The sequence below is a fragment of the Nocardia miyunensis NBRC 108239 genome, assembly GCF_001613065.1.
Taxonomy (GTDB): Bacteria; Actinomycetota; Actinomycetes; order Mycobacteriales; family Mycobacteriaceae; genus Nocardia; species Nocardia miyunensis.
Genome location: NZ_BDBQ01000105.1, coordinates 15,004 through 31,323, shown reverse-complemented (window position 1 = coordinate 31,323; position 16,320 = coordinate 15,004). Strand labels below are relative to the sequence as shown.

The following is a 16,320-nucleotide window of genomic DNA, read 5'->3' as shown; positions in this document are numbered from 1 at the left end:
AATATCGTGAAGGTTCATGTCGACTCCGATCGCTGCCAGGGCCACACGCTCTGCTCGATGATCGCCCCGAAGATGTTCGAGCTCAGCGAGATCGACGGTCACTCCTCACCGGTGAGCGAGGACGTCCCGGCCGATCAGGAGGAGAATGTGCGCGAGGCCGTGCGCTCCTGCCCCGAGCGCGCGATCGCGATCACCGAGTAGGGATACCGCCATGAGCGTGGAGCACGTCGCCGACGCCGAACGCAGAGCGCCGGTCTTCCATTTCGATCGGCACACCCCGCAGTACCGCGAGCAGTTCACCGCGATCACCGAGCAGATGCAGGACGCCTGCCCGATCGCCTGGACCGAGACCTACGGCGGGCACTGGGTCGCCGCGGGCAACCGTGAGGTCTTCGAACTCGCGCGCTGCCCGTACACCTCGAACGACCGCGACCCCGACGGGGAACGCCGTGGCTACCAAGGGATCACGATCCCGAGCCCCGACCGCGGGCAGACCAGGCGCTCGGGAATCCTGGAGATGGATCCGCCCGAGCAGAAGGAACTGCGCGCCGCGCTCAACCCCTACCTGTCTCCCGCGGCCGTGCAACGCTGGATTCCGGTGGCGGACGAGGTGATTCGCGCCAGCATCGACGAGAAGATCGAATCCGGACGGATCGATTTCGTCGACGATCTGGCCAATGTCGTTCCCGCGGTGCTCACCCTGGCGATGATGGGCATCCGGCTGGACAACTGGACCATCTACAACGAACCCGCGCACGCCTCGGTCTACACCCCGCCCGATTCGCCGGACAACGCGCGCGTCGGCGAGATGAACCAGGCCATGGGCGTGGATCTGCTCACCAATTACCTTGCGATCAAGCAGAATCCGCGCCCCGGCCTGATCGATGCGGTGGCGCGGTCCACGCTGTCCGGCGAGCCCATCTCGGACATGGACGCCCTCGGCATGCTCGCGCTGATCATCGGCGGCGGGTTCGACACCACCACCGCGCTCACCGCGCACTCGCTGGAATGGCTGTCCGAGCACCCCGATCAACGCGAATTGCTCAGCCGCGAGCGGGATCTCATGCTCGACTCGGCGACCGAGGAATTCCTGCGCTACTTCACCCCGGCCCCCGGCGACGGCCGCACCATCGCCGAGGACTGCGAGGTCGCCGGGAAACGATTCGTCGAGGGCGAGCGGCTGTGGCTGTCCTGGGCGATGGCCAACCGCGATCCCCGGGTGTTCGACAATCCGCACGAGGTCGACCTCGAGCGCCGCGGCAACCGGCACTACAGCTTCGGCCTCGGTGTGCACCGCTGCATCGGATCGAATATGGCGCGCATGGTGTTCAAGCGGATGCTGCTGGCCGTCCTGGACCGGATGCCGGACTTCCGGTGCGATCCCGAGGGCACGGTGCACTACGACACCATCGGCGTCATCCAGGGCATGCGGCATCTGCCCGCGAGTTTCACCCCGGGCCCGCGCCTGGGCGCCGGACTCGACGAGACGCTGGAAGCGCTGCAACGCATCTGCGACGAGCAGCGCTTGGCCGAACCGGTCACCGCCCGCAAGGGCAGCGCCGAGATCTGATCGGCACCACCCGCACGAGGACATCCGGCGAAGTAAGGAGGCGATATGGCAGAGGAATCGGGACGACCGCTACCGTTGCTCACCCTGGAGAACGAATTCTTCTGGACCTCGGGTGCGGACGGCAACCTGCGGGTGCAGGAGTGCGAATCCTGTGCGGCACTGATTCATCCGCCGCAGCCGATCTGCCGGTACTGCCGCAGCCGCGAGCTCGGCGTGCGGGTGGTGTCGGGATTCGGCACGCTCGCCGGCTTCACCGTCAACGAGCGGTTCAGCCTGCCGGGCATGCCCGCGCCGTACGTCATCGCGCAGGTCGCGCTCGAGGACGATCCGCGAGTTCGACTGACCACCAACGTCATCGACGCCGATCCGGACTCGCTGGTGCTGGGCATGCGGGTGGAGGTCACCTTCCTCGCCGACGGCGATGTGTGGCTGCCGTTGTTCCGGCCGGTGGCGGATCAGCCCGAGCCCGCGCCGCTACCGCAGGACGAGATCGACCCGGCGCGATTCGGCGAATACGTGCGCCCGATGGTCCGCACCGAGAAGTTCGAGGACAAGGTAGCCCTCACCGGAATCGGCATGTCGCAGATCGGGCGGCGGCTCATGCGCCCGCCGCTCGAGCTGACCATCGATGCCTGTGAGCAGGCGGTCGCCGACGCGGGCCTGACCATGGCCGATATCGACGGGCTGTCGACCTATCCCGGCGGCGGCAATCTCGGCGGTATGGCCGAGGGCGGTGTCACCGCGCTCGAGGCGGCCCTGGGCCTGCGGCCCACCTGGCACAACGGCGGGATCGAGACGTTCGGGCCCGGCGGTTCGGTGATCGCGGCGATGCTCGCGGTCGCCGGTGGCCTGGCCCGGCACGTGCTGTGCTTCCGGACCGTGTGGGAGGCGACGTTCAACGAGCGCATGCGCACGGGCAAGATCCCCTCGGGCGGCGGGCGCTCGCCGGGCTGGCTGATGCCCTTCGGCGCGTCCTCGGCGGCGCACACTCTCGCGCAGAACGCGCAGCGGCACTTCCACCGCTACGGCACCACGCGCGAGACGCTCGGCTGGATCGCGCTGAACCAGCGGGCCAACGCGGAGTTGAATCCCAGTGCGGTGTACCGGGATCCGATGACCATGGAGGACTACCTCTCCGCGCGGACCATCACCACCCCGTTCGGCCTGTACGACTGCGACGTGCCGTGCGACGGCGCGGTCGCGGTCATCGTCTCGGCCGCCGACGCCGCGCGCGATCTGGCCGTCGCGCCGGTGCATGTGGAGGCGGTCGGCACGCAGATCATGGAGCGCATCGACTGGGACCAGAGCACCCTGGCCCACGAGCCGCAGTCGCTGGGGCCCGCGGCGCATCTGTGGAGCCGAACCTCGTTGCGTCCCACCGACGTCGACGTCGCCGAGCTCTACGACGGGTTCTCGTTCAACTGCCTGTCCTGGATCGAATCGCTGGGCTTCTGCGGTATCGGCGAGGCGAAGGACTTCCTCGACGGCGGCAAGAACATCGCCCGCGACGGACTGCTGCCGCTGAACACCCACGGCGGCCAGCTCTCGCACGGCAGAACGCACGGCATGGGCCTGCTGCACGAGGCTATCGTGCAATTGCGCGGCGAGGGCGGTGCCCGTCAGGTCACCGACGCCCACGTCGCGGTCGTCTCCAGCGGCGGCCTGACCCCCGGTGGGGCGCTGCTGCTGCGCAGCGACACCTGATCGGCCAATGCTATCGGAGGAGAATTCATGAACGTGACCGATGTCGCGTTGCTGCTGATACGAATCGTGCTGGGCGTCACCATGATCGCGCACGGCGTCAACCACTGGGTGGGCGGCGGCAAGATCGCCGGAACCGCCGGGTGGTTCGGCGGTCTCGGGCTGCGCCGGCCCGTCCTGCAAGCATGGCTGAGCGTGCTGACCGAGATCGCGGCCGGGGTGCTGCTGGTGCTCGGGTTGCTGACCTCGTTCGCGGCCGCCGCGGTGATCTCGGTGATGCTGGTCGCCGGACTGCTCGCGCATCGCTCGAACGGGTTCTTCGTGTTCAAGGAGGGCTACGAGTACGTGCTGGTGCTGGGCGTGGTTGCGCTGGCGCTGGGCATTCTCGGGCCCGGCTGGCTGTCGGTGGATCACGCGGCCGGTATCGATGTCACCGGCTGGGCGGGCGGCGGTATCGCCCTGATCCTCGGGGTGGTCGCGACCGGCGGACTGCTGGCGACGTTCTACCGGCCCCAGCCCGCGCCCGCCGCCGAGGCCGCGCCGCAGAACTAGAGATCATCGTCGCGCGTCGCCGGACAGCGCTGCGCGGCAACGCTTTTCGATATGGAGGACACCGGATGCGGGTTGGATTCATCGGACTGGGCAGTCAGGGCGGCCCGATGGCTCGCCGGATCGTCGAGGAGGGTTACGAGACGACGCTCTGGGCGCGCCGCCCCGCGTCGCTGGAGCCTTACGCCGACACCGCCGCGAAGACCGCGGCCACCCCGGCGGAGCTGGGTGCGGCCAGCGATCTGGTGTGCCTGTGCGTGGTCGGCGACGACGACGTGCGGCAGGTGCTCGAGGGCGAACACGGCGTGCTGGCCGGAATGCGGTCCGGCGGCATCATCGCCATCCACAGCACGGTCCACCCCGACACCTGTCGGCAGCTGGCCGAAAAAACTGCCGCACAGGGCATCTCCCTGATCGACGCGACGGTCAGCGGCGGGGGTATGGCCGCGGCGGAGCGGCGGCTGCTGGTGATGGTCGGCGGCGAGGACGATGCGGTCGAACGGGTTCGCCCCGTGTTCGCTACCTATGCCGACCCGATCGTTCACCTGGGCGGCGTCGGCTCCGGGCAGACCACCAAACTACTGAACAACCTGCTGTTCACCGCGAACCTGGCCACCGCCAAGAGCGCCCTGGACCTGGGCAGCGCGCTCGGCATCGATGCGGCCCGGCTGGGCGAGGTCATCACGCACGGCACCGCGAACAGCTTCGCACTGGGCCGGATCACCAATCCCGGCGGCTTCGAGCTGCTCGCCGGGCACGCGGCCGGTCTGCTGCGCAAGGACGTGGGCCTGATCGCCGGACTGGCCTCGACCGCGGACGCCGAGCCCGGCATCGTGCTCACCGCGGCGGACGCCACGCTCGCGATGATGCAGAACCCGCGCTGAATTCGACTGCCGGACAGGAATACTCGCGATGCGAATCGGATTCGTCGGTACGGGCCGGATGGGACGACCCATGGTCCGGCGGCTGGTGGCGGCCGGACATCAGGTGAGCGCGCTGGGCCGCAGCGGCGAAACCCGCAGGGCCCTGGCCGAACTGGGCGCCCAGGCGGTGCCCTTCGCTGCGGCCACCGGAACCGACGCGGACGCGGTCATCGTCTGCGTGTTCACCGATGAACAGGTGCGGGCGGTCTGCCTGGACACGCCGCTGCTCGAGACCATGCCGCCCGGATCGGTCCTGGCCGTGCACACCACCGGCAGCCCGCGCACCGTGGAAGACATTGCCGCGGTGGCCGATTCCCATGACATCGAGGTGCTCGACATACCGGTCAGCGGCGGCCCGCACGATATCGACGCCGGGCAGCTCACGCTGTTCGGCGGCGGGAACGCCGCTGCGCTGGAACGGATCCGGCCCGCGCTGGCCGCCTACGGGGATCCGATCCTGCACCTTGGCCCGCTGGGTTCGGGTCAGCGCGTCAAGCTGGTCAACAACGTGCTGTTCGCGGCGCAGATCGGGCTGGTGGCCGAATCGGTCCGGCTGGCAACACAACTCGGCGTCGAGGAGTCCGCGCTGCTGTCGGCCCTGCCGCACGCCAGCAGTGCCGGGCGCGCGCTCGGCAGCGTCGCGGCCACGGGGTCGGTAGCGGCCTTCGCCGAATCGGTCGGTGAATTCCTCCGCAAGGACGTCTCGGTAGCTCGGAACCTCGCCACCGAGCTGAATGCGGACCTCGGCCCGCTGGCCACGGCCATCGACGCCGCCGATTATCGAGATCCCGGCGATTAGCTGCGAATTCTCTCTGTTTGAGCGAGTTAAGTTCTATGCTTTTCCGTTATATTGGCTCGGTGCTACCCGCTAGATTCGCCGGGATCCGCAGCAAGATCCTCGCCGTCGCACTCGTTCCCAGCCTCGTCCTGCTCGCCATCGGCATCACCGGCGCGATCTATCTGGTGATCACCGGACATCGCGCCGAGAGCTTCGCCAAGGACCTGCAGGCGAACCAGGCCCCGGCCCGGAATCTGATTCTGTCCGTGGAACGGGAACGGCTGCTGTCGCTGTGGCATCTGGCCGGGCAGCAGATCGATCCCGACGCATTGCAGACCGCCCGCACTCAGTTCGACGGTGCGTTGGACGGGATCATCCCGGTCGAGGTCCAGTACGCCCGGACCCAGGGCACCTCGGTCGATGCGGCCCTGCACGCATTCGACGCGCTCAAAACACAGCTTCCGTTGCTGCGCAAGGCAATCGACGCGCGCACCGCTCCGATCGCCGACATCTACACCTTCTACTGCCACCTGCTCGACGGCGAGGACCAGGGCAAGTACACGATCGAGCAATCCGCACCGGATGTCGCCTCGGTCATCCAGCTCACCCATGCCTCCGATCTACTCGGGGTCATGGAGGCCATGTCCCGGTCCATCTCCCTGACCGCGCTGGCCGGGACAGGTGGCCTACCACCGACCCTGACCACCGACTACCGCAACCAGGTCGGTTGGTACCACACGCAATTGACCAAGGTCCAGGCCGGATACACACAGACCGATCCGGCCACCGGGAAGCGGATCGCCGATCTGATCGCCTCCCCGGACTGGCGTCAGCTCAGCGCCATGGAAGACGCCATCCTGCGCCCCGCGACATCCGCGAAATCCGGTAACACCACGGTGCTGCCGACGAACCTCACCGACTGGCTGCGCACCGCCGACACCGTCGAGGGCCAGATGACGTCGCTGTGGGTCGACCATGACGCGCAGGCGCAGCGACAGTCCGCCGTATCGGGCAGCCGCAACGCACACAATTCACTGATCGTCGGGATCGGCACGGCGGCCCTGGCGTTGCTGGGATTCGCGCTCTCACTCCTGCTGGCCAACCGGATCATCGGACGCCTCCAGCGCTTGCGGACCGAGACCCTCGCCCTCGCCGAGATCGCGCTACCCGAGACCATGCGCAGGCTCGGGGCCGGTGAGAACGTCTCCGCCGAGGAGCGTGCCGCGCAGCTGGACTTCGGGCGCGACGAGATCGGCGCTGTGGCACAGGCTTTCAATCAGGCGCACACCGCCGCCGTGGACGCGGCGGTCACCGAGGCGCGCACCCGCGAGGGCGTGCGCGCGGTCTTCCTCAATATCGCGCACCGCAGCCAGCTCGTGGTGCACCGGCAGCTGGAGATCCTGGACGAAGCCGAACGGGGAGAAGAGAATCCGGCGGTTCTGGACGTGTACTTCCGGCTCGATCACCTTGCCACCCGCGAGCGCCGCAATGCCGAGAATCTGCTCATCCTCGGCGGCGGGCGGCCCGGCCGCCAGTGGCGCAAACCGGTGCCGCTGATGGAACTGGTCCGCAGCGCGGTCGGTGAGACCATGGATTACGCCCGGGTGCACACCAGCCGGATGCCGCAGGCGTACATCCTGGGCAATGTCGTCGGCGACCTGATCCACCTGCTGGCCGAACTGGTCGACAACGCCACCTCGTTCTCGCCGCCGGAATCCCGCGTGGACGTCACCGGCACGGTGGTCGGACGCGGCGTGGCGGTGGAGGTCGGCGATCAGGGTATGGGCATGAGCCCCGAGGACATCCGCCGCACCAACGAGATGCTCGCCCGCCCACCGGATTTCGCGGTCGCCACGCTGTCGGCCGATTCCCGGCTCGGACTGTTCGTCGTCGCGCTGCTCGGCGCGCGCCACGGCATCTCGGTACGCCTGGCCGAATCCGATTACGGCGGCGTCCGGGCCATCGTCCTCATCCCGAACTCCTGCGTCAGCATCGAGCCGATCACCGACGAGAATGCCCCGCACCGCATTTCACCCCCGCCCGAACCCGTAGCGGTCCCGGTCGGCGCCGCCCCCCACATGCCCGCCCCCACACAGACCCACCACGCCCCGCCCCGCCAGGCCAAACCCGCACTCCCCAAACGCCGCCGCCAGGCCAGCCTCGCCCCCGAACTAGCGGCCGACACCCCGGGTACCGAGCCACCAGCCCCACGCCCGAACCGCACCGCCGAACAAGCCCGAGACCTCATGTCGACCATCGAGAACGGCACCCGCCAGGGCCGCCGCGCGGCCCCGCCGAACCGACTCCCACCGAATACCGACGGCCGGTAGGGCCGCAGCTCAGTGGAATCCGGATCCGGTCTCTGGGGACGTGCATTCCGCACGGATCCGGTGAGCGAGGTCGGCGGCCTGGTCCCGGTCGATGTTCGGCGGCAGGGTCAGCGACAAACGCGCAAGCACGCCGCCGGGCTGTTTCCCCGGCTACCCGGACTCGGAGACTCCGCCGGTAGATGAACAACGGAGGCTATGCCCGCAGGACCTTCTCCGTACCATGGGCGCATGTCCATGCCAGGTGTCGAGCGCCCTGACCTCCCGGAATACATGACTTGGGAAGAGCTGGAGCAGCTGCCCGAGGAAATCGCCATGCGGATCGAACTCTGGAGACCTCACCGTTGTGGCGTCGAGCCCGGGCAGCCCCACTGGGGCATGGTCCGAGACACCGCAGATTCAGCTCCGGGTGGCCGCGGAATTCACTTCCCGTGCCCGGCACGTATCCCGGATCCGACGGGCGAGGTCGGCGGCCTGATCGCGGTCGATGCTCGGCGGGAGGGGCAGCGACAGGCGGGTCAGCAGGCCGCCGAAGCGGTCGGCGATGCGGGACGGGAGCTCGTCGGGCGGGGCGATGACAGCGAAGGCGTCGAGCATCTCGTCGGTGATCAGGGGCGGCATCTCGTCCCAGTCGCCCGCCTTGGACAGGGCGGTCAGGCGCTCGCGGGTCTCCGCCCAGCCGTGCAGTTCGAAGATGCCGCGGTAGGCGGGGGTCGAGGCGTAGAACGCGATGCGTTGCCGGAGTGCGGGTATCGCGGCGGCGATCTGCGATTCGGCGCCGGTGATGACGAAAGGTGTTGCGACCATGTCGAATCCGGCCATGGTCGCACCGGCGCGCGCCCGGCCCTCGCGCAGTGCGGGGACGGTGCGTTCGCGCAGCCAGCGGGCGGTGGTGAAGCCGTGGCACAGGAAGCCGTCGGCGACCTCGCCGGCGACCCGCGTCATCGCCTCGCCCACCCCGGCCAGCAGAACCGGGGGCGGGCCGAAATCGTGTGACGGCGGGACGAAGTCAGGCGGCATGAGGGTGTGCCGGTAGAACTCGCCCTCGAAGGCCAGCGGGACGTCCTCGTGCCAGCGGGACCAGATCGCACGCAGCGCCAGCACGTATTCACGCATCTGCGCGGCGGGCCGACCCCACGGCATCGCGAACCGGCGCACGACATGCGCCCGGACCTGAGAACCCAGTCCGAGGGTGAGCCGACCGCCCGAATGCCGCTGCAGATCGTCGGCGGTGTAGGCCAGCGTCATGGGCGAGCGGGCGAAGGCCACCGCGATCGAGGTGCCCAGCCGGATGCGTTCGGTGGCCTCGGTGGCCACGGCCAGCGCCAGGAACGGATCCTGATTCATCTCCCCGGCCCACAGACCGTCGAATCCGTCGGCCTCGAGCTCGCGCGCACGGGCGGAGGCCACGCTCAGCCCCGCGATGGTCGCGTCGACCTTCATCGCGAAAACCTCCGGCGCACGCACGATCTCATGCCGGATACCGACACCTCAGCAGAGTGGAAACTATACTCTCTCATTAAGAGAATCATATATTCACAGCGGTGTGGACGATAGGCCCCGCAGGGACCGCCACCGCAACGATCGGAGGTGCCCCGTGACCGATGCCGAGTCACTGGTCCGCGTCGCGACCGCGGATCGTGTCGCGACCCTCACGCTCGATCGCCCCGAGGCGCGAAATGCCCTGAGCCGCGCGCTGATGGACGCACTGTGGGATGCGGTCACCGCGGCCGGGAACGATCCCGGAATCGACGTCGTCGTGCTGACCGGCGCGGATCCGGTGTTCTGCGCGGGCGTGGACCTCGTCGAGGCCGCGAGCGGCACCATGTCACCCCTGCGCGCACCCGGCGAGGGCCCCGGACGCGACACCAACGGCCTGTTCCGATTCCTGCCGCCGATCGCCAAACCCGTCATCGGCGCGATCAACGGCGCGGCGGTCACCGGCGGCCTCGAGGTGGCCCTGCAGTGCACCTTCCTGATCGCGTCGGACCGCGCCCGGTTCGCCGACACTCACGCCCGCGTCGGCGTCATGCCCGGCGCAGGCGCCACCGTCCTGCTCGCCGCGACGGTCGGCACCCGCAAGGCCATCGAACTCTCCCTCACCGGCAACTTCCTCACCGCCGCCGAGGCACTCCGCCTGGGCCTGGTGAATCACGTTGTGCCACATGAGGACCTACTCCCCTTCACACACCGCCTCGCCACCGATATCGCGGGCAACGACCCCCATGCGGTACGGCACCTCCTGGCCCACTACAACCGCCTCGCCGACACCGCCACTCTCACCGAGGCTCATCTGCTGGAAGGCATCCTCGCCGAAACCTGGCGCCCCGGCCTCAGCAATGTCGGCGCTCGCCGAGCAGCGGTCATCGCCCGCGGCCGCAACCAAGTGCACGCGGACGCCACCCCGGCCGACACCGACACAACACTCACATCCTGACTTCGCCACACCGCCGCCCACGTCGACGCGTCACACCACGCGCAGCCGACATATCGACCACCATCGATGCCCGGAACCCGACCACACGACGGATCATCACGGCCGAAAGCACCGAATCGGCTCCGCCGCAACCATTGTCGACGAGCATGTACCGGCCGCCTGCGCCAAGCACCGATATCTGATGCGACCTGCGGGAACGGGACGCGGAGCGTTACAGCGCCGAGCTATGGCAACTATCGGAACGCACATCGACCATGGATCGTTACGCCCTGACAACGCGCCGCATCCCGACCTCAACGCACCAGGTTGCCGAAGCCCTCCGATAGCGGCCGTAGCTACCAATCGCCCAGTCGCCCCCCGAGTCACGGGACAGTTCGGCCGCGACCGGTCTCAGCGCACCAGGTTGTCGTGACCTTCCCAATAGCGTTGCCGCAGTTTGCGTTTGTAGAGCTTGCCGCTGGGGTCGCGCGGCAGTTCGGTGACGAAGTCGACCGTGCGGGGGCATTTGTAGGCGGCCAGTTCCGCGCGGCAGCAGGCGATCAGCTCAGCGGCGAGGGCCGGGGTGGCGGCGGACGAGTCGACCAGTTGCACAACGGCTTTCACCGATTCGCCCATTTCCTCATCGGGGACGCCGATGACGGCGACGTCCGCGATGGCGGGGTGCGAGGCCAGGATGTTCTCCGCCTCCTGCGGGTAGATGTTCACCCCGCCGGAGATGATCATGTGGGCCTGCCGGTCGGTCAGGTACAGGTAGCCGTCCTGGTCGAGGTAGCCCATGTCTCCGAGGGTGCGCCAGCCCTTCTCGTGCGTGACCGACGCCGTCTTGGCCGCGTCGTGATGGTATTCGAACTGGCGGCCACCCGCGAAGTAGACCACGCCGACCTGCCCGACGGGCACCTCCGCGCCGTCCGCGCCGACGATATGGCATTCCTGCGCGGGCCTGCCCACCGAACCGGGATGCGCGAGCCATTCCGGCGCGGAGATGTAGGTGTTACCCACATCCTCTGTGCCCGAATAGTATTCGCTGATGATCGGCCCCCACCAGTCCAGCATCTGCCGCTTGACCGGCACCGGGCAGGGCGCGGCCGAATGCACCGCGTCCACCAGGCTGGAGACGTCGTAGCTCTCGCGTTCCTCGCGCGGCAGCCGCAACATCCGCACGAACATCGTCGGCACGAGTTGGCTGTGGGTCACCCGATACCGCTGGACCAGTTCGAGATACAGCCGCGGATCGAAGCGTTCCATGACGATCACGATCGCGCCCATCCGCTGCCAGGACATCGAGAACACCAGCGGCGCACCGTGATACAGCGGCGCGGGCGAGAGATACACCGCGTCCTCGCGGGCGCCGCTCACCAGCAGACCGCGCGCGATCTGCACCGGCGGCGCATCGGGATCACCCAGCGGCGTAGCCGGGAGCGGTTTGCGAATTCCCTTGGGCCGCCCCGTCGTTCCCGACGAGTAGAGCATCTCCCGGCCTTCGCACTCCTGCGCGCCCAGCGGCTCGGCCGACGAGTCCGCCAGCACCCGCGCGTAGTCCTCGAAACCCTCGATCCGCCCGGCCGCGCAGATCCGGACCGGGATCCGCGACAGATCCAGACCCGCGACCACCTCGGCCAGCGATTCGCTCGTCACCAGCGCCGTCGCGCCGCAGTCGTCCAGGATGTACTGCACCTCACCGGCGGTCAGATGCCGATTCACCGCGGTGTAGTACAGCCCGGAACGCTGTGCCGCCCAGGCGATCTCGAGAAATTCCCGATTGTTCTCGAGCAGAATCGCGATATGGTCGCCGACCTTCGCCCCCCGCGCGAGCAGCGCCCGCGCGAAGCGAACGGACCGCTCCTCGAGTTGCGCGTACGTCACCACCTCGGCGCTGGAGGCGAGCACGATCGCGGGCCGGTCCGGTGTCCGCTCGGCATGCCAGCCGGGCGTCAGCGGCGCCGCGCCCTGCGGCCGATCTCCTTCGGCCGCAGGGGAATCGGACGATGTGCCGGTTTCGCGCATCTTCGCGCTCCCTCCGATCGAGACTGCGATCAGCTCACGACGATGGCCCGCTCGGGACAGGCCGAGGCGGCGCTGCGCACCGCCTTCTCGAACTCCGGCGGAACGTCCGGTCCCGCCTCGGCGTACCCGTCATCGTTGAGCTCGAACACCTCCGGACACTCGCCCAGGCAGATGCCGTGGCCGCGGCAGCGGTCCGTATCGATGGATACCTTCATCGGGATTACGACTCCTTCTCGGCCAGATCGAATTCCAGGTGCAACTCGGTCAGACCGCGCAGCACGAACGTCGGCACATAGGTGTACTTGCGCGCATCGGCGGGCCCGTGGACCTTCTCGTCGATGCGGATGTCGGTGGTGCGATCCAGCAGCCGCTCGATGGCCACCCGCGATTCCGCCCGCGCCAGCGGCGCACCCGGGCAGGTGTGGATGCCGCGCCCGAACGAAATGTGCTGGCGCGCATTGGAACGCTGCGGATCGAAGGCCGAGGGATCCGCGAACTTGCGCGGATCCCGGTTGGCTCCGCCGTTGACGACCATCAGCGTCGTCCCGGCGGGCAGATCGACCCCGCCCACGGTGACCGGCACCTTGGACAGCCGGAAATCGCCCTTCACCGGACTCTCCATGCGCAGCACCTCCTCGAGGAAGTTGCCGATCCGCGAACGATCCTCGCGCAGCAGCCGCTGCACCTCGGGCTGTTCGGCGATCACCCGCAGCGCCGAACTGAGCAGCCGGACCGTGGTCTCCTGCCCGGCGGAGAACAGATTCGACGCCACCGCGACCACATCGCGCACCGGCGGCTCGGTACCGTCGGCGAAGGGTGCGGCGGCCATACTCGACAGCACGTCCCCGCGCGGTTCGCGGCGACGGTCCTCGATATAGGTAGAGAACTTCTCGTAGAGGAATTCGATCGGATTCTCCGTCATGGCATCACCTTTGGTGCTGCCGATGGTGTTGCCCTGATTGCGGTGCGGATCACGCTGCAAGGTGTAGAGGAAGTCCTCCTGATCGTCCGGCGGCACGCCCAGCAGATCGGCGATCGTGTACAGCGTGAACGGCCCGGCGAAATCACGGATGAAGCAGGCCGACTCGTCGGCGAGGTAGCTGTCCAGGATCCGGTCGGCGATGGCCCACATCGCCTGCTCGTTCTCCTTGAGCCGCTTGGGCGTGATCAGCCGCATGAGCAGGCCGCGGTGCTGGGTGTGCACCGGCGGGTCGAGCGTGGGCAGCTGATCACTGAAGGGCAGCGAGTCGCGGTGCTCCTCGATCAGGCCACTGATGTCATCGCCCTCGAGCGGGACCGGAAATCCCGGAAACGGCCCGGTCACCGAGGTGCACGAGGAGAACTTCTCCGCGTCGTTGAGCACCTCGAGCGCCTCGTCGTACCCGGTCACCATGTAGACGTTGTGGTGGTTCTCCTTGGTGACGGGACATTGCGCCCGCAGGGCGTCGAAGTATGGGTACGGGTCCTCGAGGAGCTCGCGCCCCAGGAAAAAGTCCGTCGACGTGACGTCGTTCACCACTGCTGACTCCCTTCGGGCGGCGGCGGTTGCACCGTCCATCCGACTCATGAGAATGATACTCTCATTAACTGATGATCCGATTCTCACACCGGTTGGCGGGGCCGTCAAATGAGGATCGCTGAGAAGTGGAGGACCGAACACCATGACTGCGGAACCGAACGGCGATCAGCTGCTGTTCCAGACCACCACCCGCGAGTTCCTCGACCGCACCGCGCCCATTCCGGTGATTCGCGAACTCGCCGACACCGCAACGGGATTCGACCGCGACTGGTGGCGGCGCGGAGCGGAGTTGGGCTGGACGGCGATGCTGGTGCCCGAGAGTCTGGGCGGCGGTTCGGTCTCCGGCCGACCGCTGACCGAACTGGCCCTCGTGGCCGCGGAATTCGGGCACGCCTGCGCGCCGGGACCGCTGATACCCACCAGCACAGCGCTATCGGGCCTGGTCGCCGCAGGTGATCGATTCGCCGAGGTGATCGGGGAAATCGTCGCGGGCGACCTGATCGCCGCGTGGGCGCTGTACGAACCACGGCACGGGCTCGAACTCGCCCCCGGGCAGACCCGCGCCGAACCCGACGGCGAGGGCTACCGCCTCACCGGGTGCAAGGACCGCGTCGAGGCCGGAGATACCGCCGACGTCCTGCTGGTCACCGCGCAGGGCCCGGACGGCCCGATCCAGCTGCTGGTCCGCACCGACGCCCCCGGGGTCACGGTCACCCCGACGTGGACGCTGGACCTGGTCCGCCGCACCGCGCGGATCGAGTTCGACGATGTCGCCGTGGGTGCCGAAGCTGTCGTCCAGCACGGCGAAAGCGCCTCTGCCGCAGTGCAATCCCAACTCCACATCGCCGCCGCGCTGACCGCCGCCGAGTCGACCGCAGCCACCCGCCGCGCCTTCGACGCCACCGTGGAGTGGATGTTCGACCGCTACACCTTCGGCCGTCCGCTGGCCTCCTATCAGGCCCTCAAACATCGCATGGCCGACAACAAGACTTGGCTCGAGGCGTGCGAGGCCACCTCCCGCGCCGCCGCCGCGGCCATCGACGACAGCCCGCTCACCGCCGCCGAACTCGTCAGCGTGGCCAAGGCGTACGTGAGCGGGAAAGCGCCGGTCATCGTGCAGGACTGCGTGCAGATCCACGGCGGCATCGGCGTCACCTGGGAACACGATTTGCACCTGTTCCTGCGGCGGGTCACCCTCGGCCGGGCGCTGTACGGCACCCCGGAGGAGCACCACCGCCGCATCACCGATCTACTCGTCCGGAGCGCCGCATGACCACCGCACCCGAATCCACCGAGCTCGAACCCGTCGACGCCTTCCGCGACCGGGCCCGGCGCTGGTTGAAGGAGAACCTCCCGAACGTCGCGCAGGGCCGCCTCGGCGTCCCCGACGACGAGAGCTGGGACCGCGCCCGCCGATTGCAGCGCATCCTGTCCGAGGGCGGCTTCGCGGGCATCTGCTTCCCGAAAGCCTATGGCGGACAAGGACTCACGCCCGCTCATCAGCGCGCGTTCACCGAGGAGTCGTTCGGCTACGAGATGCCGCTCGAGCTGAATGTGCCGACCCTGGCCATCTGCGCGGCCACCCTCGCCGATCTCGGCACCGAGAAGCAGAAACTCACGCACCTGGCCGCCGTGCTGAAGGGCGAAGAGATCCTCGCGCAATTCCTGTCCGAACCCAAGGGCGGATCGGATCTGGCCGGGCTCACCACGCGCGCGGACCGCGACGGGGACGAATGGATTCTCAACGGCTCCAAGATCTGGAGTTCGGGCGCGTACGGCGCGGACTACGGACTGTGCCTGGCCCGCACCGACTGGGATGTGCCCAAACACAACGGGCTCACGATGTTCCTGGTCCCGGTGCACGCGCCCGGGGTGACCATTCAGCGGATCAAGCAGGTGACCGGGTCCACCGAGTTCTGCCAGGAATTCTTCGACGACGTGCGGCTGTCCGCGGACGCCGTGGTCGGGGAGGTCGGCGGCGGCTGGGCGGCGGCCTCGCGACTGCTGGTGCACGAGCGCGCGGCGATGGGCGGCACCTCGCCCTACACCAGCGGCCGGCGTCCGCACTTCGGCAGCGATGCGCACGTCCTGGTCGATCTCGCCCGCGACACCGAACGCCTGGACGATCCCCGCGTGCGCGAGGACATCGGCGCGGCCCGGGTGATGACCGTGGTCCGCAATCAGCTGATCGATCACGTCACCCAGGCCATCTCCACCGGTGCGATGCCCCCGGCCGCGGGATCCATCGTGAGGCTGTTCGGGGCCGAAACCAATTGGCTGCAAACCGATTCCGCGATGACGATCGCGGGCGCGGCGTCGGTGACCGGCGACGCCGACGGGCCCGGCGTCGCGCGAATCGGCCTGGACTACCTGTTCCGCAACGCGTGGAGCCTGGCCGGCGGCAGTACCGAAATGGCCCGCAACATGATCAGCGAACGGGTGCTGGGCATGCCCCGCGAATACGCCGCGGACCGCGATGTGCCGTTCAACCAGGTCAAGCGAGGACGTTGAG

14 protein-coding genes are annotated in these 16,320 nt (G+C 68.4%); 10 read left to right on the top strand and 4 right to left on the bottom strand.

Annotated elements, in window-relative coordinates; all coding sequences use genetic code 11:
• Positions 1-6: 6 nt before the first annotated feature.
• The 7 genes from NM2_RS39600 to NM2_RS39570 all read left to right on the top strand — a co-directional run bounded on the left by NM2_RS39600 (position 7) and on the right by NM2_RS39570 (position 7,851).
• On the top strand, positions 7-201 hold the full coding sequence (locus NM2_RS39600; RefSeq protein WP_067680689.1) for a ferredoxin: 195 nt from the start codon (positions 7-9) through the stop codon (positions 199-201).
• Between the two features lie 10 nt (positions 202-211).
• Positions 212-1,570 carry a cytochrome P450 gene (locus tag NM2_RS39595; RefSeq protein ID WP_067680687.1) on the top strand — a complete coding sequence of 453 codons (1,359 nt, stop codon included), beginning with the start codon at positions 212-214 and terminating at the stop codon, positions 1,568-1,570.
• A gap of 45 nt (positions 1,571-1,615) precedes the next feature.
• A complete protein-coding gene (locus tag NM2_RS39590; RefSeq protein WP_067680684.1) occupies positions 1,616-3,274 on the top strand; it encodes a thiolase C-terminal domain-containing protein in 1,659 nt (552 codons plus the stop codon).
• Between the two features lie 27 nt (positions 3,275-3,301).
• Positions 3,302-3,823, top strand: a complete 522-nt coding sequence (locus tag NM2_RS39585; protein ID WP_067680681.1) for a DoxX family protein — start codon at positions 3,302-3,304, stop codon at positions 3,821-3,823.
• Between the two features lie 65 nt (positions 3,824-3,888).
• A complete protein-coding gene (locus NM2_RS39580; protein WP_067680678.1) occupies positions 3,889-4,704 on the top strand; it encodes an NAD(P)-dependent oxidoreductase in 816 nt (271 codons plus the stop codon).
• A gap of 28 nt (positions 4,705-4,732) precedes the next feature.
• Positions 4,733-5,542, top strand: a complete 810-nt coding sequence (locus tag NM2_RS39575; protein WP_067680675.1) for an NAD(P)-dependent oxidoreductase — start codon at positions 4,733-4,735, stop codon at positions 5,540-5,542.
• A gap of 59 nt (positions 5,543-5,601) precedes the next feature.
• Complete coding sequence (locus NM2_RS39570) at positions 5,602-7,851, top strand: sensor histidine kinase (protein WP_245718445.1); 2,250 nt, start codon at positions 5,602-5,604, stop codon at positions 7,849-7,851.
• Positions 7,852-8,247: 396 nt separating this feature from the next.
• Here NM2_RS39570 and NM2_RS39565 read toward each other — a convergent pair whose 3' ends face one another.
• Complete coding sequence (locus tag NM2_RS39565; protein WP_067680673.1) at positions 8,248-9,291, bottom strand: TIGR03617 family F420-dependent LLM class oxidoreductase; 1,044 nt, start codon at positions 9,289-9,291, stop codon at positions 8,248-8,250.
• Between the two features lie 154 nt (positions 9,292-9,445).
• On the opposite strand from NM2_RS39565, the gene NM2_RS39560 reads away from it, so the two are divergent.
• Positions 9,446-10,285: an enoyl-CoA hydratase gene (locus tag NM2_RS39560; RefSeq protein ID WP_067680672.1), complete on the top strand. Its 840-nt coding sequence runs from the start codon at positions 9,446-9,448 to the stop codon at positions 10,283-10,285.
• Between the two features lie 390 nt (positions 10,286-10,675).
• Here the strand turns inward: NM2_RS39560 and NM2_RS39555 are convergent, their stop codons facing one another.
• Genes NM2_RS39555 through NM2_RS39545 form a run of 3 tightly spaced genes read right to left on the bottom strand, consistent with a single transcriptional unit; the run spans position 10,676 to position 13,847 of the window.
• Positions 10,676-12,289, bottom strand: a complete 1,614-nt coding sequence (locus NM2_RS39555; protein ID WP_084532032.1) for an acyl-CoA synthetase — start codon at positions 12,287-12,289, stop codon at positions 10,676-10,678.
• Between the two features lie 29 nt (positions 12,290-12,318).
• Complete coding sequence (locus NM2_RS39550) at positions 12,319-12,504, bottom strand: ferredoxin (protein WP_067680671.1); 186 nt, start codon at positions 12,502-12,504, stop codon at positions 12,319-12,321.
• Positions 12,505-12,509: 5 nt separating this feature from the next.
• The gene (locus tag NM2_RS39545; RefSeq protein WP_157121686.1) at positions 12,510-13,847 is read right to left on the bottom strand and encodes a cytochrome P450; all 1,338 of its coding nucleotides are present in this window, start codon (positions 13,845-13,847) and stop codon (positions 12,510-12,512) included.
• Positions 13,848-13,950: 103 nt separating this feature from the next.
• On the opposite strand from NM2_RS39545, the gene NM2_RS39540 reads away from it, so the two are divergent.
• Positions 13,951-15,081 (top strand): acyl-CoA dehydrogenase family protein, encoded by a 1,131-nt coding sequence (locus NM2_RS39540; RefSeq protein WP_067680669.1) that lies wholly within the window; start codon positions 13,951-13,953, stop codon positions 15,079-15,081.
• Positions 15,078-16,319, top strand: coding sequence for an acyl-CoA dehydrogenase family protein (locus NM2_RS39535; protein WP_067680668.1), 1,242 nt, complete (start codon positions 15,078-15,080; stop codon positions 16,317-16,319). Before NM2_RS39540 ends, NM2_RS39535 begins: the two co-directional genes overlap by 4 nt.
• Position 16,320 lies beyond the last annotated feature (1 nt).